This is a genomic window from Streptomyces thermodiastaticus, assembly GCF_014656135.1.
GTDB classification, from domain to species: Bacteria; Actinomycetota; Actinomycetes; order Streptomycetales; family Streptomycetaceae; genus Streptomyces; species Streptomyces thermodiastaticus.
On sequence record NZ_BNBV01000008.1, the window covers coordinates 85,533 to 105,595 of the forward strand.

Below are 20,063 nucleotides of genomic sequence, written 5' to 3' on the forward strand. Positions count from 1 at the left end.
TGAGCAGTGTCACCGGCCTTGTGTGACAAGGGAGTTGACGGAGCGTGGCGAATGGCTGCCATGGCGTGTTCCCGCCGGTCGCCCGGGGGGCGGAGCATCGGCTGCGGGACACCGGCCTCGCCCCGTCCGTACCATGGGTCCGCTCAGCCACAGCGCGACGGGAGCGGGATGGAAGACATCGTCGAGTTCAAGACCCGTGACGGTGCGGTGATCGCTGTCGAGGCGGCGTCGGAGGAAGGCGGCTCGCACCTGGTGGCGCGCGCGGACGACGGCGTGGTGCGCGCGACCCGCACCTTCGAGGGCGCGCTCGACGGGGTGCGCGCGGCGGCCGAGTCCGCGCTGCGGGTCTTCCGGGACGGCACGCTCAGGCCGGACGCGGTGGAGATCGAGTTCGGGGTGAAGCTGTCCGGCGAGGCGGGCGCTCTGATCGCGAAGAGTTCCGGCGAGGGCCACCTGACGGTGAAGCTGTCCTGGTCGCCCGGGCACTCCGGCGGCACCGCGGAGACGTCGCCGGCGTCATGACGAGCGCGGCCTGGCACGTCAGGATCCGCTGCGGGCCGCGCACCGGGTCCGGCTTCCTGGTCACCGAACGCCATGTGCTGACCTGCGCTCATGTCGTGCACGGCGCGCAGGAGACCCCGGTCGGCGTGACGTTCGCCCACGGGCGGCGCGAAGAGCGGGAAGTGACGGCCCGTGTGGTCGGGCACGGCGGCTGGGCGGGCCACGACACCGACCCCGGCGACCTGGCGGTACTGGAGCTGGACCGTGCCGTGGAACTGAAACCCGCCGAGTTCGCGGCGCCGTCCGACGCCTACGGCGACCCGCCGCGCCGCCTGATCGCCTACGGCTTCCCGCGCCACTACGACGAGGGCACGCTCGCCGAGTACCGGGCCACCGCCGACCAGTTGATCGCCGGGGAGTGGGTGCAGCTGGAGGCGTGGGCCGGGCACGGGCAGCCGCTCGCACCCGGGTTCAGCGGGGCCGCGGTGACGCTCGCCGACACCGGGCAGGTCGTCGGCATGGTCTCCTCCGCGGCACGCCACCCCGACGTACGCAACGGGCGGATGCTGCCCGCCCATGTCATGGCCCGCTACTGGCCGCCGCTGGGCGAGCTGATCCCCACCCCGCGTTACGGGCGGCAGGACAAGGAGCGGCTGCGGACCCTGGTGGAGGCGGTCGCCCGGCAGGAGGTTCTGGAGTGCCGTCCCGAGCAGCTGTACCGGGACGCGGTGGGGCCGCTCGGCCCGCCGCCGCCCGCGCACGGCTTCCGCTCGCTGTGGGACGCCGCCTGGTATCTGCTGTCCGAGGTGCCCGATCCGGCGGCCGTGCAGCGGTTCACCACCCGGCTGGCCGACTTCGCCGACTCCGCGGCCACCCGGTACGGGCTCAGGTCCTGGCCGCAGCACGCCCCGGCCGCCCGCCCGGCGGTGCGCGCCGCCGAACGCTCCGCTTGGGCGCCGGTGCTGGTGGAGATCGCGCCGAGCGGGTCCGGCGACGACCGGTTCCTGGTCGAGGTGTCCGTCTACACCGGCCGCCACCGCCGTCTGGTGGGCTCGCGGACCCTGCCGGCCGGCCGGGTGCGCCCATGGGCGCTGGAACGCATCGACGAGGCCTTCTACGAACTCGACCCGGACGCCCGCGAGTTGATTGCCTTCGTGCTGCCGCGGCGCTGGCTGAACACGGACGTGGCGGGCTGGGCGCGCAGCGCCGACGACGACAGCCCGCTGGGGTCGTTCGCGCCGGTCGTCGTGCTGGACCTGGACCGGCGGCGCAGCGGCATGCTGCAGCGCAAGCTGACGCAGAAGTGGCGGCTGCTGGACACCCGCGGCTCGGCGCGGCTGCACCGGGTCGGCTGCGACGCCCTCGGCCAGGACCCGACCAGGCTCACCGTCGCGCTGCGCAGCGGCGGCGCCGACATCGTCTGCCTCGGCGTCCCGCCGCGCACCGAGGCCGCTCGCCGGCTGTTCGCCGCGTGCCTGAACGCCCCTGTGCCGGTGCTGCTGTGGCCGCGCTCCGGCTGCCGGGGCGAGCCGTCGCACTCCGGCTGCCGGGGCCAGGAGTTCCTGGACCGTCTCACCGAGCACCTGGCGGATCTGCCGCCCGGTGACCTCCCCTCGTTCGTCCACGGGTTACGGCAGGAGGCGTACGCCTGCGAGGGACCCGGACCGCACTGGGCGGACGATCTGGCACTGCTGTGGGAGGACCCCCGGTGCCTGCCCGACCCCGTCGCCTACCAGCACTCGCCCGTCGGATGAGCGAGCACGACCCTGGAGGAGAACGCGCCCATGCCCCTGTGGCCCGTGTACACCGGCACGAGCGAGCCCCATGACGGCATCGACCGGCTGCCCGCCCCGCCGCCCTGGCGCGCCTTCGACGGCGGCCCCGTCCTGACCACCCCGGCGGAGACCGACGACCGGTCGGCCTCCTCCCCGGACCGCAGCCACCGTGCCCGCGCCTACCGTCCCGGCGAGGAGACGGTCCAGCTGGTCAACGCGGCCCTGTATCTGCGCCGTCCGCTGCTGGTGACCGGCCCGCCCGGCAGCGGCAAGTCGTCCCTGGCGTACGCGGTGGCCCGGGAGCTGAAACTGGGACCGGTGCTGCGCTGGAACATCACCAGCCGCACCACGCTCCGCGACGGCCTGTACCAGTACGACCCGCTCTCCCGGCTGTACGCCGCCGGCCGGGCCACCGCCCGGGAGCTGCCTCCGGACGGCGACCTGGAGGACCATCTGCGGCTCGGTCCGCTCGGCACCGCGCTGCTGCCCTACGCCCGGCCGCGCGCCCTGCTCGTCGACGAGATCGACAAGAGCGACCTGGACCTGCCCAACGACCTGCTGAACGTCCTGGAGGAGGGCCAGTACGAGATTCCCGAACTGGTCCGCGCCGCCCGGCACACCCCGACCGCGCAGGTGATGGTCGACGGCACGGACGACCGGGTGCCGATCTCGCGGGGCCGGGTGCGCTGCCGGGCGTTCCCCTTCGTGGTGCTCACCAGCAACGGCGAGCGGGAGTTCCCGCCGGCGTTCCTGCGCCGCTGTGTCCGGCTGGAGCTGCGCCAGCCGCGCGACGCGCACCTGGAGGAGATCGTCCGGGCGCACCTGGGCGAGATCGACGACTACGCCCGCACGCTCATCGACCGGTTCCTCCACCGCGGCGCGGAGGGCGAACTGGCCACCGACCAGCTGCTGAATGCCATCTATCTGACCGGTGCGGCGGGTCTGGAGGGCGCCTCGCGGGACGAGCTGGCCGAGCGGGTCATGCCGTATCTGAGCCGGGCAGGGGGGTGGGCGGATGACGAACCGGTCGCATTCTGAGCACGGCCGATTCCCCGAGGGCGGGCCCGGCGGTGCCCGGCCGGACGGTGCCCGGGACGACGGCTTCCTCGGCCCCGGCCCCGACGGCACCGCACGGCCCGGGGACGGCGGCACCGCACGGCCCGGGGACGGTGGCCCGGCGGGCGAGGGACCGGCGGGCCGCTCGGGTGTGGCGCGGCTGGCCGAGGTGCTGGCGGGCGCCGCGGGAGGCCGGTGGCCCACGTCGCTGGAGCTGGCCGAGGTGCTGTGGCTGGCGAGCCGGGCCGCGGGCCCCGGCGGCCCGGACACGGCGGCCGGCGGCGGCACCACCGCCTCCGCACCCGCCCGGCGGCACCCCGGCGGCCGGCCCGCCCCGTCCGGCGGCACACCGCCGGTGCCGTCCGCCCCGCCGCCGCCCCGGCCCCAGGCCCCCCGGGTCCCGCTGAGCCTGCCCGGCCCGCGCACCGGCGGGCACGGCACGCACCGCGTGCTGCTCGCCCCGACGCCGCCGATGCTGTCTGGGCCGCTGGCCGTGCAGCGTGCCCTGCGTCCGCTCAAGCGCCGCGTTCCCGCACCGACCGGTCACGAACTCGACGAGGAGGCCACCGCCCACCGCATCGCCCGGCTCGGCGCCGACCCGCGCTGGTGGCTGCCCGTGCTGCGGCCCGCCACCGAACGCTGGCTCACCCTGCACCTGGTGCACGACACCGGCCCGACCATGCCGGTGTGGCGGCCGCTGGTCCGTGAGCTGCGGGCGGCGCTCGCCCAGTCCGGGGTGTTCCGCACCGTGGAGGTGCACCGGCTGGCCGCCGACGGCACCATGGGGCCGGGCGGCCCGGCCGCGCCCCACGGCGACGGCCGCAGCGTCGTCCTGCTGATCAGCGACTGCATGGGACCGCAGTGGCGGGCCGGAGCGGCCGGCGCCCGCTGGTACCGCACGCTGCGCCGCTGGGCCCGGACCATGCCGGTCGCCGTGATACAGCCGCTGCCGGAACGCCTGTGGCGCACCACCGCGCTGCCGGCCGACACCGCACGGCTGTCCGCGCCGGGCCGCGCCGTGCCCAACTCCGCGTACACGGTGGACTGTCACTGCGCGCACGACCTGCCGCCGGGCACCCTGCCGCTGCCGCTGATGGAGGCCTCGGCGCCCTGGTTCGAGACCTGGACGCGGCTGGTGACGTCCCCGGCGCGGACCGTGCTGACCGGCTCGGTGGGCCTGCTCGCCCCCGAGCCGCCGCCCGCCGACGTGGACGAGGAGGGCCGCGGCGACGTGGACCGCCTCGATGCGGAGGAGCTGGTCCTGCGGTTCCGTTCGATCGCCTCCCCGGAGGCGTTCCGCCTGGCCGGTCATCTGGCCGTCGGCGAACCGCAGCTGCCGGTGATGCGGCTGGTGCAGGCGGCCGTCGAACCCGACCCGCGCCCCCAGCATCTGGCCGAGGTCATCCTCAGCGGGATGCTGACCACCGTCCCCGGGCCGCCCGGCTCGTACGCCTTCCGGCCCGGCGTACGCGAGGTGCTGCTGGGCACCCTTCCGCACACGGCCCGCTCCCGCACCGCCGGACTGCTCGCCCGGGCCGGGCAGGTGATCGACAACCGGGCCGGGGTCGCGGCGGGCGACTTCCGTGTCGTCGCCCCGGACGACACCGGTGACGCCGGGGCTCTCGGCGACCCGATCGCCGAGGTGGACCCGGACAGTGTGCGACGGCTCGGCGGGCGCGCGCCGCGCGACCTGGTCGGCGGCCGGTACCGGCTGGTGCGGCAGCGGGGACTGGGGCGGCATCTGTGGGAGGCGGTGGACGAACAGGACGGCGGCCGGCAGGTCGTGGTGCACCTGTATCCGCCGCAGGAGGACGGCGCGGCACGGTTCCTGCGGGAGGCACAGCGGCTGGCCGGGGTGCGCAGCCCGCACGTGACGCCGGTGCTGGACTTCGGCGTGGACGGCACCACGCCGTTTCTGGTCGCGGAGTTCACCGACGGCGTCACCCTGAGCGAGCTGCTGGCCACCAGCGAGGCGCGGCTGCCCTGCGCGGTGTTCGCGCGGGTCGTCGCCGGCGGTGTGGCCGGGCTGCGGGCGCTGCACGCCCGGCAGCTGGTGCGCGGCCAGCGGGAGCCGGCGGGGCTGCTGCTGCGCCCGGACGGCACCGCCGTCCTCTGCCGGTTCGCGCTGGGCGAGGAGTCGCTGGGCAAGGACGCCGAGTGGGACGTGACCCGCTTCGCCCGGCAGCTGCGCCGGATCGCCGCGGAGGCGGACGTCCCCCCGGAGCACCAGCGGCTCGTCGACCTGATCGACGCCGGCGACCTGGACGGGGCGGCCCGGTACGCGCGCGGCCCGGCGCTGCGGGACCGCCCCCGCTGGGCGTTCGGCCTGCTCGGCCCGCTGGGCATCACCCTGTCCGGGCGGGAGGTGCCGGACCGGCTGTCGCCCGAGGCGCAGGGTCTGCTGTGCCTGCTGCTGCGCCGGGCCGGACGGCGTGTCACCCTGCGGGAGCTGGCCGAGGGCCTGTGGGAGCAGCCGCTGTCCCAGGGGGCGGCCGGCGTGCGCGTGCTGCGCCTGGTCCAGGAGCTGCACCGGCTGCTCGGCCCCGGCACGGTCGCGACGCTCGCCGACGGCTACGCGCTGCATCTGCCCGACGCCGTCGTCGACGCCGTGCGCTGCGAGACGCTGGCCGTGCGCGCCGCGGACCGGGACGACGCCGCCCGGCGCCGGATGCTGCGCGAGGCCCTGGACCTCTTCCGCGGCGATCCGCTCCACGGCATCCCCGGCCCGTTCGCCGCCCGGGAACGCTCCCGGCTGCGGGCGCTGCGCACCCGGATCGAACGGGCCCTGACCGGCTCCGTCGCCCCCGGCACGGCGGTGTCCGGGCCGCGTGGTGCCGGGCCGGTGGTGGCCTTCGCGGCCGACGGCCTCGGCGGCCGCCACGACGGTCTGGCCCGGGTGGTGGACACGCTGATGTCCCGCGGCAACCTGGCGCCCGACGCGTACCGGGTGCTGCCGCGCCCCGACGGGTGCGTGGTGCGGGTCGAGCCCGGCGCCTATGTGCTGCCGGTCCTGGTGGCCGCCGTGCGCGGGCTGCCGGGGGCGGTCGCGGAACTGGCGGACGTGCCGCGGCTGCGGGTGACGTTCTGGCACGAGCCGTGGGACGCGCGGGCGGACGGTGCCGGGCCCGAGCAGGTGCACAAGGTGCTGGACCGGGCCGGCGCGGACCTGGTGGTCGTGGTCTCCCCGCCGCTGTACGCCGAGTATCTGCACAGCTCGGCGGCGCTGGGCCCGCAACGGTTCCAGCCGCTGCGGGCCGCGCCGGGCGCGGAGCTGCTGGCCTGGTACTGCCGGCTGCCGCGCACCTCGGCCGCGGCGGCCCGGGACCTGGTGCGCGGCCCGTTCACCACCGCCGACCTGACCGCGCTCGGCACCGGCGAGCCCGGCCGGACGGCGATCGTGCACACCCGGCCCGACGGCTCGGCGGCCGTCCTCGGTCCCGCCGGGGCGCGCGCCGCACGCCGGGCGCGTCCCGCGACGTACTACGAGGTGGACCTGACCGTGCACCGGGCCGGTGACGTGCTGACCCTGCCCGCCTCGGGCGGCGGCCGGTTCACCGCCGCGGTGGAGCTGTCCTGGCACGTCGAGGATCCCGTGGCGTTCGTGCACGGGCGGGTGCGCGACGTCGCCGAGGTCCTGTTCGAGCACGTCGCCAAGGAGGCGGCCGCGGTGACCCGCCGTCACCCGTCCTACCGGGCGCGCGCGGCGGCGCAGGCGGTGGACGCCGCGCTGCGGGAGTGGCCGGTGCCGGGGCTGGCGGTGACCCACTCGGTGCTGCTGGCCCCCGCCTGAGGTCCTCGGTCCTGGTGTCCTGACGGGCCGTCGCCCTCCGGTCGCTGCGACACGCCGGACGGGGGGGCGGAAGATACGCCCGTTCGGCCGCACCCCGGCCGGCCCCTCCCGACGGGCGCCACCCGCTCGGCCCCCGCAGGATGCCAAAGAGGCCGCCGTCCTGCGGCCGTCCCGGTCCGCGCTCTCGGGAGGATGTGCCATGACCGCCAGCCTGGAGCAGCTGCGCCGCTGCCATATCGCCGTCGACCTGGGGGCGGCCCGGACCCGTGTGTACGTCAAGGGCGAGGGACTCGTCGTCGACCAGCCCTCGGTCGCCGCGGTGAACACCCGCACCGGTGCGCTGATCGCCGTCGGCGAGCTGGCGGAACGGATGACGGGCCGCACCCCGCACTACATCCGTGTCGTCCGCCCGGTCTCCGGCGGCACGGTCGTCGACGTCGAGATGGCCCAGCGGATGCTGCGGCATCTGATCGGGGACCGGATGCGCCGCGCGCTGCGCCGCAAGGCGCCCCGGCTGCGGGCGGCGGCCTGCACCCCGTACGACGCCGACCCGCTGGCCCAGCGGGCCACGATCGAGACGCTGGTCGGGCTCGGCGCCCGCCGGGTGGAACTGGTCGACACGCTGATCGCCGCGGCCGTCGGCTGCGGCCTGCCCGTGGAACGCGCCGAGGCCAGCATGATCCTGGTGTGCGGGGCGGCCGCGACGCAGGTGGCCGTGCTGTCGCTGGGCTCGATCGTCACCGCCGAACGCATCCCGGTCGGCGGCGAGGCGGTCGACCGGGCGATCGTGCAGCATCTGCGGCACGAGCACGCGCTGATGCTGCCCAGCCAGTCGGTGCGCCCGCTGCAGATCGCCCTGCACGGCAACGGCCTGACCGCCGACGGCTCGTCGGCGACCGAGATCCACGGCCGGGACGTGGCCACCGGCCTGGCCCGCTCGGTGGTGATCGACGCCGCGGCGGTCCGCGAGGCCATCCAGACCCCGCTGACCTTCGTGCTGGACGGCATCTACAAGGTGCTGCGGGAGTGCCCGCCGGAACTGGTGGCCGACCTCGCCGACCGCGGGATCATGATGGTCGGCGGCTCCGCGCTGCTGCCGGGCCTGGACCAGATGCTCCGTGAGGCTACCGGCATGCCGGTGCACATCGCGGACCGCCCCGACGTGTGCGCGGTGCTGGGCCTGGGCGAGATGCTCGAAGGCCGGGTGGAACCGCTGGTCCTGGACCCGCTCGGCGCCTGACCCTCATCCCTCCAGGTTTCGCGGGCGCAGCCCGTCCACCAGGAGGTCCAGGAGCCGCCCGGTCCGCTCGCTCTGCCCCGCGGTGACGGTGAAGATGCCGATCAGGGCGGCCGCGATGTCGTCGGCGGCGACGTCGGAGCGCAGGTCGCCCGCGGCGCGCCCGGCGTCGAGGATGCCGGTGACCGCGGCCAGCAGCTCGTCGCGTGTCTCGGTGTGCGCGATCTCCCCGGAGTTGATCATGCTGCGCAGGGTGTCGACCATGCCGTGCTTGGTCATGATCCACTCGCCGAACAGGTCCATCCACGCGCGCAGCGCCTCGCTCGGCGCAAGCCGGCGCAGCAGCTCCCCGGCCTGCCGGGTGAGCCGCTCCACCTGGTTCTGGTAGACGGCCGCGACCAGCGCCTCCCGGGTGGGGAAATGCCGGTAGAGCGTGGCGATCCCCACGCCGGCCTCGCGCGCGACGGCCCGCATGGACGGTTCCGTGGCGGACGCGGCGAACGTCCGGGTGGCCGCCTGCAGCAGGGCCTCCCGGTTGCGCGCGGCGTCGGCCCGCAGCTCGGCCGCATCGGCACGACTCAAAACGGATCACGCTCCATTTGTGGTACGGTCGCTCGGGTAATCGGAACACGCTCCATTTTATCCGCGCTCCGCGAACCCTGTCCGACGAGGAGGCGCCGATGACCGGCTCCGCACCGATGACCATGCGCGCGCTGCGCTTTCACACCTACGGCGAACCCGACGAGGTGCTGCGCCTGGAGACCGTGCCGGTCCCCCGGCCGGGGCCCGGCCGTATCCGCGTGACCGTCCACGCGTGCGGCCTCGCCCCGGCCGACTGGGCGCTGTGCCGCGGCCTGCACAAGGGTGAGCTGCCCCGCGGCATCGGGATCGACGTGTCCGGCACGGTCGAGGCCGTCGGGGACGGCGTCACCGATATCAGCGTCGGCGACGTCGTGCTCGGCACCGCCGACTGGCGCGGGACCCCGACCGCCGGCGCGTCACAGCACGCGATCATGGACCGCTGGACTCCGGTGCCCGAGGGCCTCGACCTCGTGCGGGCGGCCGCGCTGCCGATGGCGGTCGACACCGCCCACCTGCATCTGTCGCTGCTCGGCATGGAGCCGGGCAGGACGATCCTGATCCACGGCGCGGGCACCACGATCGGCTACGCCGCCGTGCAGATCGCCCTCCTGCGCGGCATGCGGGTGATCGCCACCGCCGGGGAGACCTATGCCGAGCGGCTGCGCGCGTTCGGCGCCGAGGTCACCGGCTACGGGGCCGGCATGGCCGAGCGGGTCGAAGCCCTCAGCGGCGGCCCGGTCGACCTCATCCTCGACACGGCGCCGGTCGGCGGCGCCCTGCCGGATCTCGTCCGGATCGCCGGCGGCGACCCGAAGCGCGTGCTCACCTGCGGCGTCTCGGGTGTGTCGGAGGCCGCGGAGCTGGGAGTCCGCACCTCCTTCACCGAGGACCGGAGCGGCCATGCGGCCGACGCGCTTCCCGAGTTCGCCCGGCTCGCGGCCGAGGGCCGCTTCGACATCCCGGTCGCGGGCACCTTCCCTGTCGAGGAATGGGAGACCGCCTACACGATCAGCCGCAGCAACCAGGCACACGGAAAGCTCCTCCTGCTGCCCTGAGGCACCGCCGACCGGCGCGCGGCCGTCGTACGCCACGCGCGGCGGCGACCGGCCTCGCGAGGCGGGGCGCACGACGCCCGAGGCGCGCCCGCGCACCTGGCACGCCCGGTGACGTGCGTCACATGGCTTCCCGGGGTACCCGGCACCGCAGCAGGACCGTCCCCGTCCGCCGGGAGCCACGACCATGAGAGAGCGCACCCCGTCCCAGGCCGAGGGCGAACGCGACGACGACGTCCGCCGCGCCGCCGAGCACCCCGACACCCCGTATCCGACCCCGTCCCAGGCCGAGGGCGATCGCGACGATCTCCCGGAGACGTACGACGCCGCCGGCACGGACACCGACGGCACCGCCCGGCCCTGAACGCCGGGCGGTCCTCGCGTGCCGCTTTTCCCGGACTCCCCGGACTCCCCCATCCCGCGCGGCAGCGTCAGGTCGACGTGGCACCGAGGCAGAAGCCGGCGAGCCCGTAAGGACGCCACGATCGCCCCGGGACGTGCCCCGTCCCGCCACCGGGCGTCGACGCAGCCGCCTTGGACGTGGTGGCGGAAGACCGGCGTCACGGCGGGGCAGTCAGGCGCCCATGGCGGAGAAACCGCCAGGCGCCCGGTAGGCAGCCACTCGAACGGGAGGCCCGACCACGGCGGCCGTCAGCTCCTCCACGGGCGCGGTCCGCGGGCCCGGAGCGCGGGCGCCGCTGTCATGCTCAGGGAGGTCATCGGCCAGCTCCCGGGGACTCCAGCGCCTGGTGATGGGCCTCACCGCGCCGCACCAGCGACCGCACCAGCAGCGGGTCACACAAGCAGCCGGGGGTTCGCATGGGAACGGACCAGTACGCCCGCCCGTACGGCTTCGTACGGTCCACCGCCGGCACGCCCAGATACCACCCCCGGTGCAGGTGCTCCACAGCCGGAAAGACCGGGTTGCTCTCAGGCCACTCGGTGGTCACCGGCACCAGGGCGAAGTAGTGATCCGCGCTGCGGTCCCGGGTGACGGGGCCGCCCTCCAGCGCCCGGCCCAGGAACGCGTTCAAGTCGTTCTCGTCCTGGTCCTCACCGCCGGCCGCGGCACGCACCAATTCCCCAGGGAGCCGGACCGCCGTGAATTGCCGGCCGCACACCAGCAGCGCCACGTCCTGGGCCGCCCACTGGGCGCGCGCGCTGCGCGGGTCCTCTGCGGCGGCCAGGAGCCATTCAGCCACCGCCGACTCCCGCTTCCACCGGGCCAGACGGTCCTCTCCCGATGTCTGGTGCGGCTGCACGAGCCCGGTCACTGAGCGGCCCCCGCCTCCACGTGAACGCCCCGGCACTGGGGCGCCGACGGCCGCGGGGTCCATCCAGCGATGCGCGGCGGATTGATCGGCGACGGCAGGATCGGCCCCGGTGCCGCGCCGGCTCCGTGGCGGGTGGCACGCGCGAACTGCGATACCGCCCTTACTCCCGTTGCGAGTTGGGTACGCTCCGGCATGGCGACTCCTCGATAGTCGTCCATGCCCCGGGCAGCCGAAACGCACACGGCCCCCGGGGCTCCTTCACGTACAGGGTGGAGTTGCGTCGAACCGCCTACATCCCAGCGCCGGGTATCCCCATGATGGGTAGACCCCCAGTGAGTCACCCCAGACTCGGGCGAGCAGGAAGTGCCGCATGACCTACCAGCCACCCACCGCCCTGCCCCATCACCTCCTCAGCCTGGAGGGGATGCAACGAGCGCTTGCCGGGCACGACTTCGGCACCGTGTTCCGACTCGCACGCCGGCATGCGGGGATCAGTTACTCCCGGATCGCCGCGGCCTGCGACATCAAGCCGGAACGGGTCGGCACGCTCGCCCGCGGCCGGGGTCGGATCACGACCTTCAGCAAGATCGCGGAGATCGCTGACGCGCTCCGTATCCCTGGGCACATGGTGGGGTTGGCGCCCCGCCCCTGGGAGGCAGGCGACGTTCCTACCGACCAGTACGCCGCAGAGAACGGACCCACCAGCGTGCGCCGCCGCTCGATTCTCCAGGTCGCGTCCACAGCGGGCCTAGCCGCCGCACTTCCCGCCCTCCACAGACCGCCAGCGCCCAAGCGCGTGACCATCCAGGACGTCCGCCGCCTCAAGGAGCGCACCGCCCGCCTACGGCGCCTGGATGACATCCTCGGCGGCGGTGACACCTACCGCGTCTACCTGGGCGAGTACCAGGCCACCAAGGCCATGCTGCGAGACAGCGCCTTCACCCCTGACGCGCGCCAGCACCTGGTCGCGCTGCTCGCCGAGCAGGCCCAACAGGCCGGATGGGCAGCATTCGACGGCGGACGCCAGACCGAGGCAGAGAGCCTGTACACGGAGAGCAGAACCGCGGCCGAGGAGGCCGGTGACAGTGACCTCCTGGGCAACGCCTACGCATTCCTTGCCTACCAGACCGCCGACCGGGACGCCGCCGTGGAGATCGCCGCGAGCAGCTGCGCCACCATCACCCCGGGAACGCCGGCCGGCGTCCGGGCCCTGCTCCACGAACGACTCGCATGGGCGTGCGCCGTCGCAGGCCAGCCCGCCGCCACCGAGCGCGCTCTCGACACCGCGCGCACCGCTCTCGACACGCAGCCGGCTGACGAGCCGCAACCGGACTGGGCATCGTGGGTGGACCAGACCGAACTCGACATCATGACCGGGCGCTGCTGGACGGAACTCCGTCGCCCCCTGCGCGCGGTTCCTGTCCTCACCCGGGCGCTGGACCAGTACGCCGACCATCACGCACGGGACAAAGCCCTCTATCTGTCCTGGCTGGCCGACTCCTACCTCACTGCGGGGGAGGTCGAGGCGGCGGCCGCGGTGACAGGCCGTGCTCTGGACCTGGCTGCCGGGGTCGCGTCCGTGCGGCCCCGGCAGCGGCTCGCTCCCCTGCTGCGCCAGCTCCGTCAGCACGCGGAGCTGAGCGCAGTGCAGGACGTCCTGGCAAAGATCAATCCGTAGCCGCCGGGGCCACGTTGTCGGAGATCCACCGCAGGCAGCGCGGCGCGCCGCCGATCGGCACGGCGATGACCTCCGGGTTGTCCCACGGATGGTTCTCCAGGATGTACTTCTCCAGCTTCGGGTAGCGCTCCCTGGTGGTCGTGAGCAGCAGCCGCCACTCCTCGCCCTGCCCGAACTCTCCGAGGTGCCAGAACACCGACGTCACGGGGCCGATGATCTGAGAGCCAGCCGCCAGACGTCCCTGGACAGCGCCCTTGGCGAGTTCCACGGCCTGCTCACGCTCTGGCGTTGCGGTCGACACCTGCACGTGCTCAGTCACAGTCATGCCGGGAGCCTAGCGACCGGGCGGTGTTCCGTGAGCGTGACGTCGGGGCACCCGCCCCTGCCTCACTTGTGCGTGGGCCGCTGACAACTGGCACACGGGCCGACCAGGCCGGGTGCCTCCATCACCGACGGGTCGGGGTCCGTCACCGGCGGCGGGGAGATGGTCACGTCGCTCATCATGGTTCTGTTCTCGGCGGCCAAGGGAACGCCGCCCTCCGAACAGAAGGGAACGGCGCCAGGACTGCCACCTCGCTGGGTGATCGTGAAGCCGCGATACCCCTCCGGATGGACTTCCCCGCGGCCGATCAGCCTCTCGACCAGGCACAGCACCGCTGAGGGCGTCATCTGCGCTTCGGGCGGGCATCGAGCGAGCGAACGATCTTGGTTCACGCGGGGGACGGCTCGGCGTGTCAACCTTTCCGGCTCCGCCGCAGGTGAGACGCTGCCTGTGGTGAACCGTGATGGTGGGGCGGGTGGGACTCGAACCCACGGCCGACGGATTATGAGTCCGCTGCTCTAACCGGCTGAGCTACCGCCCCGTACGGCGTGTCGCGCACACTTGTACGCGCCGTCTGCCGCAGCATAGCCGCTCATAAGATCTCCTGCTTCGCCATGGTCGGCTTCAGCGGCCTGCCGCGACCCGTCATGACCTTCAAGACTGCGCCACGGCGGTCGGCGGTTCCCGTGCCGCCGGATCGGATGCGACGTGCCGCGACACCCGCGCTGGGCAGGAAGAACACGGGCCGGACATGAAAAAGGACCCCGAAGGGTCCTCGTTCAGCATGCTCCCCCGACTGGACTCGAACCAGTAACCTGCCGGTTAACAGCCGGCTGCTCTGCCAATTGAGCTACGGAGGATCGAAGCTCCCCCGACTGGACTCGAACCAGTAACCTGCCGGTTAACAGCCGGCTGCTCTGCCAATTGAGCTACGGAGGAATGCCTCGGTGCCTCGAACGCGCCTGCCCGGGTGGTGCTCGGTGGGCGTGCGCTCGCTGCGACACATACATTAGCGCAAGCAGGGGGGTGCTCCGCCAATCGGTCCTCCCCGGCTGTCGACGTCGAGGCAAGGAAGGGTGGCCACCATGCGCTACCGGCTCGTGTTCATCGCAGGGCTGGCTGTGGGGTACGTACTGGGGACGAAGGCGGGACGAGAGCGTTACGACCAGCTGGTGACGGCCGCGCGCCGGGTCGCGGAGAACCCGGCGGTGCGCAACACCGCGGAGACGGCGGCGCAGCAGGGACGCCGGTTCGCGGGCCGGGCGTGTCACACGGTGAGCGAGAAGGTCGGGGACCGGATGCCGGAGCCGGTGGCCCGGCGCATGCGCTCCCTGAGCGGGCGCGGTGCCGGCGCGGGCGGCGACTGGGGCACCGGGAACGTCTGAACGCGCCCGCACCGGACCCTGCCGAGGGCATGCGTCCGCACGGCCACGCACCCTGGTACGGCACAATTTCCGCCATGGGGATAGTCGCCGGGTTGGACAGCTCACCTGACTTCACGCGCATCGTGGTCTGCGACACGGACACCGGGGCCGTGCTCCGGCAGGGTTACGCCCCGCATCCGGTGGAGGCTCCCGACGGCAGAACCCGCCCCGCCGACGTCGACCCGCAGGCGTGGCTGCTGTCCCTGGGGCAGGCCGCGGACGGCGGGCTTCTGGAGGGTGTTCAGGCCATCGGCGTGTCGGCGCAGCAGAACGCGCTGATCCCGATGGACGCCCAGGGCGGCACGGTGCGGCCCGCGCTGGTGGGCGGCGACCGCCGGGCGCAGGCGGCCGCGGCCGACCTGACCGACGCGCTCGGCGGGCGGGAGGCCTGGGCGCAGGCCGTGGGGTGTGTGCCCCAAGCCGCCCATCCGGTCACCAAGTTGCGCTGGCTGGCGCAGAACGAACCGGAGAACGCCGGGCGTGTCGCCTCGGTGCTGCAGGCGCACGACTGGCTGGTGTGGCAGTTGCTGGGCCGGCCGGTGCGGCGCACCACCGACCGGGGCGGCGCCTCCGGCACCGGCTACTGGTCGGCGGCCACCGGCACCTGGCGGCCGGACCTGGTGGAGCTGGCGCTCGGCCACCGGGTGACGCTGCCCGAGGTGATCGGCCCGGCCGAGGCGGCCGGCACGACGCCCGAGGGCCTGCTGATCTCGGCGGGCACCGGAGAGCCCATGGCGGCGGCGTTCGGACTCGGGCTGGGACCCGGGGACGTGGTGGTGTCGCTGGGCGCCTCCGGCTCGGTGATGGCCGTGCACCCCGAGGCACTCGTGGACCAGTCCGGGATGATCACCTCGCTGGCCGACGCCACCGGTATGCACCTGCCGGTCGTCACCACGCTGAACGCCGTGCGGGCGCTGCGCGGCACCGCCGAGCTGCTGGGCCTGCCGGACCTGGAGAGCCTGTCCGAGCTGGCACTGAAGTCGACTCCGGGGGCGCACGGGCTGGTGCTGCTGCCGTATCTGGAGGGCGAGCGGACCCCGAACCTGCCGCACACCGCCGGGACGCTGGCCGGTCTGCGGCGGGAGTCGATGAAGCCGGAGCATCTGGCGCGGGCGGCCGTCGAGGGCATGCTGTGCGGGCTCGCGGACGCCCTGGACGTGTTGCGCGGACGGGGCGTTCAGGCGCGGCGGGTGTTCCTCATCGGGGCGGCCGCGGAACTGCCCGCCGTGCAGGCGGTGGCGCCGTCGCTGTTCGGTGCGCAGGTCGTGGTGCCGCAGCCGGCCGACTACGCCGCGATCGGGGCCGCCCGGCAGGCGGCGTGGGCGCTCGGCGTCTGTCAGGGCACCCTGGACCCGCACACCCCGCCGACCTGGCAGGGCGCGGTGGCCCAGATCCTGGAGGCGGGCGAGGAACTGGCGGTGGGCCAGGCGGTGCGCCAGCAGTACGCGGCGGTGCGCGAGCAGACGCACCCCGGGGCGTTCCAGCCGTGACGTCCCGTAAGGTCCGGTAAGTCCCGATTGCACTCGTACGGGGGGATTGCCCGGCCGACGGTGCGCCGGAGGCGGCTCCTCGTGCGGGTTAATCAGTTGAGGTAACACGGGCCGCGTGTCCGACGATAGGGGCCAGGGGATACCGACCGATCCCCTGAACCGCCGACTCCGAGAGATTTCCGTGCTCATACGACTCCTGCGGACCTTCCTCAGGCCCTACAGAAGACACCTCACCGTCCTGGTGCTGCTGCAGTTCCTGCAGACCTGCGCCACTCTCTATCTGCCCACCCTCAACGCGCACATCATCGACAACGGTGTCGTGAAGGGAGACACCGGCTACATCCTCACCTTCGGTGCCGTGATGATCGGCGTCTCGCTGGCGCAGATCGTGTGCAACATCGGTGCCGTCTACTACGGCGCCCGCACCGCCTCCGCACTCGGCCGGGACATCCGTGCCTCGGTCTTCGACCGGGTGCAGTCCTTCTCCGCGCGTGAGGTCGGCCACTTCGGCGCGCCCTCGCTCATCACCCGTACGACGAACGACGTCCAGCAGGTCCAGATGCTGGCCCTGATGACGTTCACCCTGATGGTGTCGGCGCCCATCATGTGCGTGGGCGGCATCGTCCTGGCCCTCGGACTGGACGTCCCTCTGTCGGGTGTCCTGGTCGGTGTGGTACCGGTGCTGGGGATCTGCGTGACGCTGATCGTGCGCCGCCTGCGCCCGCTGTTCCGGTCCATGCAGCGGCGCCTGGACACGGTGAACCGGGTGCTGCGCGAGCAGATCACCGGCAACCGCGTCATCCGCGCCTTCGTCCGCGACGAGTACGAGAAGGAGCGCTTCCGCGAGGCGAACAGCGACCTGACGGACATGGCGCTGGCCACCGGTCGGCTGCTGGCGCTGATGTTCCCGATGGTGATGACGGTGGTGAACCTGTCGTCCATCGCGGTGGTGTGGTTCGGCGCGCACCGCATCGACAGCGGCGGCATGCAGATCGGCGACCTGACCGCGTTCCTGGCCTATCTGATGCAGATCGTGATGTCGGTCATGATGGCCACCTTCATGTTCATGATGGTGCCGCGCGCGGAGGTGTGCGCCGAGCGCATCCAGGAGGTGCTGCGGACCGAGTCCAGCGTGGTGCCGCCGCTCGCGCCGGTGGCCCGGCTGCGCAGCCACGGGCATCTGGAGCTGCGTCAGGCCGGTTTCCGCTACCCGGGTGCGGAGGAGCCGGTGCTCAAGGCGGTGGACCTGGTGGCCCGTCCGGGTGAGGTGACCGCCGTGATCGGGTCCACCGGCAGCGGCAAGTCCACGCTGCTGGGGCTGGTGCCCCGGCTGTTCGACGCCACCGAGGGCGAGGTGCTGGTGGGCGGCGTGGACGTCCGCGACATCGACCCGGCGCTGCTGGCGAAGACGGTGGGCATCGTCCCGCAGAAGCCGTATCTGTTCGCCGGCACCATCGCGTCCAACCTGCGCTACGGCAACCCGGACGCCACCGACGAGGAGCTGTGGCACGCGCTGGAGGTGGCGCAGGCCAAGGACTTCGTCAGCAAGCTGGAGGGCGGCCTGGAGGCGCCCGTCGCGCAGGGCGGCACCAATGTCTCCGGCGGTCAGCGCCAGCGTCTGGCCATCGCCCGCACGCTGGTGCAGCGCCCGGAGATCTACCTGTTCGACGACTCCTTCTCCGCCCTGGACTACGCCACCGACGCGGCGCTCAGGGCCGCCCTGGCCCGGGAGACCGCCGAGGCGACCGTCGTCATCGTCGCCCAGCGGGTGGCGACCATCCGGGACGCGGACCGGATCATCGTCCTGGACGAGGGCCGGGTGGTGGGCAGCGGCCGCCACCACGAGCTGATGGCGGACAACGACACCTACCGGGAGATCGTGCTCTCCCAGCTGACGGAAGCGGAGGCTGCCTGATGGCCGGGCCCATGGGCCGGATGACGGCCAACCCCGAGAACCGCTCGCTCGACTTCAGGAAGTCGAGCCGCCGGCTCGTCGCCCGGTTCCGGCCCGAGCGGGTGACGATCGTCACGCTGGTGCTGTGCGTGGTGGTGAGCGTCGTGCTCAGCGTGATCGGGCCGAAGATCCTCGGCAAGGCCACCGACCTGGTGTTCGCCGGGATCATCGGACGGCAGATGCCCGCCGGGGCCACCAAGGAACAGGTGCTCGAGAGCATGCGGCAGCACGGCCAGGGTGCCATCGCCGACATGCTGCGCAGCACCGACTTCACTCCCGGCAAGGGCATCGACTTCGGCGCGGTCGGCACGGTCCTGCTGCTGGCGCTGTGCACGTTCCTGGCGGCGGGCCTGCTGATGGCGGTGGCGACACGGCTGGTGAACCGCACGGTGAACCGGACCGTGTACCGGCTGCGCGAGGACGTGCAGGCGAAGCTGTCGCGGCTGCCGCTGTCGTACTTCGACCGGCGTCAGCGCGGCGAGGTGCTCTCCCGGGCCACCAACGACATCGACAACATCGGGCAGACGCTGAACCAGACGATGGGTCAGCTCATCAACTCGCTGCTGACCGTCATCGGCGTGCTCGTCATGATGTTCTACGTCTCCTGGATCCTGGCGCTGGTCGCGCTGGTGACGGTGCCGCTGTCGTTCGTCGTGGCGGCCACGGTGGGCAAGCGCAGCCAGCCGCAGTTCGTGCAGCAGTGGCGCAGCACCGGAAAGCTGAACGCGCACATCGAGGAGATGTACACCGGGCACACCCTGGTGAAGGTGTTCGGCCGGCAGCAGGAGTCGGCCCAGCAGTTCGCCGAGCACAACGAGGCGCTGTACGAGGCCTCGTTCAAGGCGCAGTTCAACAGCGGCATCATGCAGCCGCTGATGATGTTCGTGTCGAACCTGAACTACGTGCTGGTGGCCGTGGTCGGCGGCCTGCGGGTGGCCTCGGGTGCGCTGTCCATCGGCGATGTGCAGGCCTTCATCCAGTACTCGCGGCAGTTCTCCATGCCGCTGACCCAGATCGCCTCGATGGCGAACCTGGTGCAGTCCGGTGTGGCCTCCGCCGAGCGTGTCTTCGAACTTCTCGACGCCGAGGAGCAGACCCCGGACCCGGTGCCGGGCCTGCGGCCGGAGCGGCTGCGCGGCCGGGTCGAGCTGGAGCATGTCTCCTTCCGCTACGACCCGGACAAGCCGCTGATCGAGGACCTGTCGCTGACGGTGGAGCCGGGGCACACGGTCGCCATCGTCGGCCCGACCGGCGCGGGCAAGACCACCCTGGTCAATCTGCTGATGCGGTTCTACGAGGTCACCGGCGGACGCATCACCCTGGACGGGGTGGACATCGCCCGCATGTCCCGGGACGAGCTGCGCTCCGGCATCGGCATGGTGCTGCAGGACACCTGGCTGTTCGGCGGCACCATCGCGGAGAACATCGCCTACGGCGCCTCCCGCGAGGTGACCCGCGGCGAGATCGAGGAGGCGGCGCGGGCCGCGCACGCCGACCGGTTCATCCGCACCCTGCCCGACGGCTACGACACCGTCATCGACGACGAGGGCTCCGGGGTCAGCGCCGGTGAGAAGCAGCTCATCACCATCGCGCGGGCGTTCCTGTCGGACCCGGCGATCCTGGTCCTGGACGAGGCGACCAGCTCGGTGGACACCCGCACCGAGGTGCTGATCCAGAAGGCCATGGCCAAACTGCAGCACGGCAGGACGTCCTTCGTCATCGCCCACCGTCTCTCCACGATCCGGGACGCGGACACCATCCTGGTCATGGAGAACGGCTCGATCGTCGAGCAGGGCTCGCACGACGAGCTGCTGGCGGCCGACGGGGCCTACGCACGGCTGTACAAGGCGCAGTTCGCGCAGGCGGTTGCGGAGGTCGACTGAGGCCCGGGCCGACCGGGCTGTGAGAGGGGGCCGCCTGCCCGGGCG

General features: G+C 73.3%; 16 protein-coding genes and 3 tRNA genes. 12 read left to right on the forward strand and 7 right to left on the reverse strand.

Annotated features, from left to right (window positions below; all coding sequences use genetic code 11):
• Positions 1 to 168 precede the first annotated feature (168 nt).
• The 5 genes from IE286_RS10415 (at position 169) to IE286_RS10435 (ending at position 8,362) form a co-directional block, all read left to right on the forward strand.
• Positions 169 to 522 (forward strand): CU044_2847 family protein, encoded by a 354-nt coding sequence (locus tag IE286_RS10415; protein ID WP_189796355.1) that lies wholly within the window; start codon positions 169 to 171, stop codon positions 520 to 522.
• The gene (locus IE286_RS10420; RefSeq protein ID WP_189796356.1) at positions 519 to 2,255 is read left to right on the forward strand and encodes a VMAP-C domain-containing protein; all 1,737 of its coding nucleotides are present in this window, start codon (positions 519 to 521) and stop codon (positions 2,253 to 2,255) included. The genes IE286_RS10415 and IE286_RS10420 overlap by 4 nt, the downstream gene beginning before the upstream one ends.
• 30 nt (positions 2,256 to 2,285) lie before the next feature.
• Positions 2,286 to 3,314, forward strand: coding sequence for an AAA family ATPase (locus IE286_RS10425; RefSeq protein WP_189796357.1), 1,029 nt, complete (start codon positions 2,286 to 2,288; stop codon positions 3,312 to 3,314).
• Complete coding sequence (locus tag IE286_RS10430; protein WP_189796358.1) at positions 3,292 to 7,122, forward strand: SAV_2336 N-terminal domain-related protein; 3,831 nt, start codon at positions 3,292 to 3,294, stop codon at positions 7,120 to 7,122. Before IE286_RS10425 ends, IE286_RS10430 begins: the two co-directional genes overlap by 23 nt.
• A gap of 199 nt (positions 7,123 to 7,321) precedes the next feature.
• Positions 7,322 to 8,362, forward strand: coding sequence for a rod shape-determining protein (locus IE286_RS10435; RefSeq protein ID WP_189796359.1), 1,041 nt, complete (start codon positions 7,322 to 7,324; stop codon positions 8,360 to 8,362).
• Positions 8,363 to 8,365: 3 nt separating this feature from the next.
• On the opposite strand, the gene IE286_RS10440 is transcribed toward IE286_RS10435, so the two are convergent.
• Positions 8,366 to 8,941, reverse strand: a complete 576-nt coding sequence (locus IE286_RS10440) for a TetR/AcrR family transcriptional regulator (RefSeq protein ID WP_229862261.1) — start codon at positions 8,939 to 8,941, stop codon at positions 8,366 to 8,368.
• A 122-nt stretch (positions 8,942 to 9,063) separates the two neighbouring features.
• Here IE286_RS10440 and IE286_RS10445 point away from each other — a divergent pair, with 122 nt between their 5' ends.
• Together IE286_RS10445 and IE286_RS10450 are read left to right on the forward strand one after the other, a co-directional pair.
• Complete coding sequence (locus tag IE286_RS10445; RefSeq protein ID WP_189796458.1) at positions 9,064 to 9,996, forward strand: NADP-dependent oxidoreductase; 933 nt, start codon at positions 9,064 to 9,066, stop codon at positions 9,994 to 9,996.
• Between the two features lie 184 nt (positions 9,997 to 10,180).
• A complete protein-coding gene (locus IE286_RS10450) occupies positions 10,181 to 10,357 on the forward strand; it encodes a hypothetical protein (RefSeq protein ID WP_189796360.1) in 177 nt (58 codons plus the stop codon).
• Positions 10,358 to 10,709: 352 nt separating this feature from the next.
• Here the strand turns inward: IE286_RS10450 and IE286_RS10455 are convergent, their stop codons facing one another.
• Entirely contained in the window at positions 10,710 to 11,195 is a 486-nt protein-coding gene (locus IE286_RS10455) for a hypothetical protein (protein WP_189796361.1), read from the reverse strand.
• A gap of 442 nt (positions 11,196 to 11,637) precedes the next feature.
• Between IE286_RS10455 and IE286_RS10460 the strand changes: the two genes are divergently transcribed.
• Positions 11,638 to 12,945 (forward strand): helix-turn-helix domain-containing protein, encoded by a 1,308-nt coding sequence (locus tag IE286_RS10460; protein WP_189796362.1) that lies wholly within the window; start codon positions 11,638 to 11,640, stop codon positions 12,943 to 12,945.
• On the opposite strand, the gene cutA is transcribed toward IE286_RS10460, so the two are convergent.
• The 5 genes from cutA to IE286_RS10485 all read right to left on the reverse strand — a co-directional run bounded on the left by cutA (position 12,935) and on the right by IE286_RS10485 (position 14,206).
• The gene (cutA, locus tag IE286_RS10465; protein ID WP_189796363.1) at positions 12,935 to 13,270 is read right to left on the reverse strand and encodes a divalent-cation tolerance protein CutA; all 336 of its coding nucleotides are present in this window, start codon (positions 13,268 to 13,270) and stop codon (positions 12,935 to 12,937) included. The two genes, IE286_RS10460 and cutA, sit on opposite strands and share 11 nt — an antisense overlap.
• Positions 13,271 to 13,332: 62 nt before the next feature.
• Positions 13,333 to 13,659 (reverse strand): hypothetical protein, encoded by a 327-nt coding sequence (locus tag IE286_RS10470; protein ID WP_189796364.1) that lies wholly within the window; start codon positions 13,657 to 13,659, stop codon positions 13,333 to 13,335.
• Between the two features lie 72 nt (positions 13,660 to 13,731).
• Positions 13,732 to 13,808: transfer RNA gene (locus tag IE286_RS10475), tRNA-Ile, on the reverse strand.
• Between the two features lie 246 nt (positions 13,809 to 14,054).
• Positions 14,055 to 14,127, reverse strand: a tRNA-Asn gene (locus IE286_RS10480).
• A gap of 6 nt (positions 14,128 to 14,133) precedes the next feature.
• Positions 14,134 to 14,206 (reverse strand) — tRNA-Asn (locus IE286_RS10485).
• 146 nt (positions 14,207 to 14,352) lie between these two features.
• On the opposite strand from IE286_RS10485, the gene IE286_RS10490 reads away from it, so the two are divergent.
• From IE286_RS10490 to IE286_RS10505, 4 genes are all read left to right on the forward strand, one after another.
• Entirely contained in the window at positions 14,353 to 14,652 is a 300-nt protein-coding gene (locus IE286_RS10490; protein WP_189796365.1) for a YtxH domain-containing protein, read from the forward strand.
• Positions 14,653 to 14,726: 74 nt separating this feature from the next.
• Positions 14,727 to 16,181, forward strand: coding sequence for an FGGY family carbohydrate kinase (locus IE286_RS10495; RefSeq protein WP_189796366.1), 1,455 nt, complete (start codon positions 14,727 to 14,729; stop codon positions 16,179 to 16,181).
• A 181-nt stretch (positions 16,182 to 16,362) separates the two neighbouring features.
• Complete coding sequence (locus IE286_RS10500) at positions 16,363 to 18,096, forward strand: ABC transporter ATP-binding protein (RefSeq protein ID WP_189796367.1); 1,734 nt, start codon at positions 16,363 to 16,365, stop codon at positions 18,094 to 18,096.
• Entirely contained in the window at positions 18,096 to 20,018 is a 1,923-nt protein-coding gene (locus tag IE286_RS10505; protein WP_189796368.1) for an ABC transporter ATP-binding protein, read from the forward strand. The genes IE286_RS10500 and IE286_RS10505 overlap by 1 nt, the downstream gene beginning before the upstream one ends.
• Positions 20,019 to 20,063: the final 45 nt, after the last annotated feature.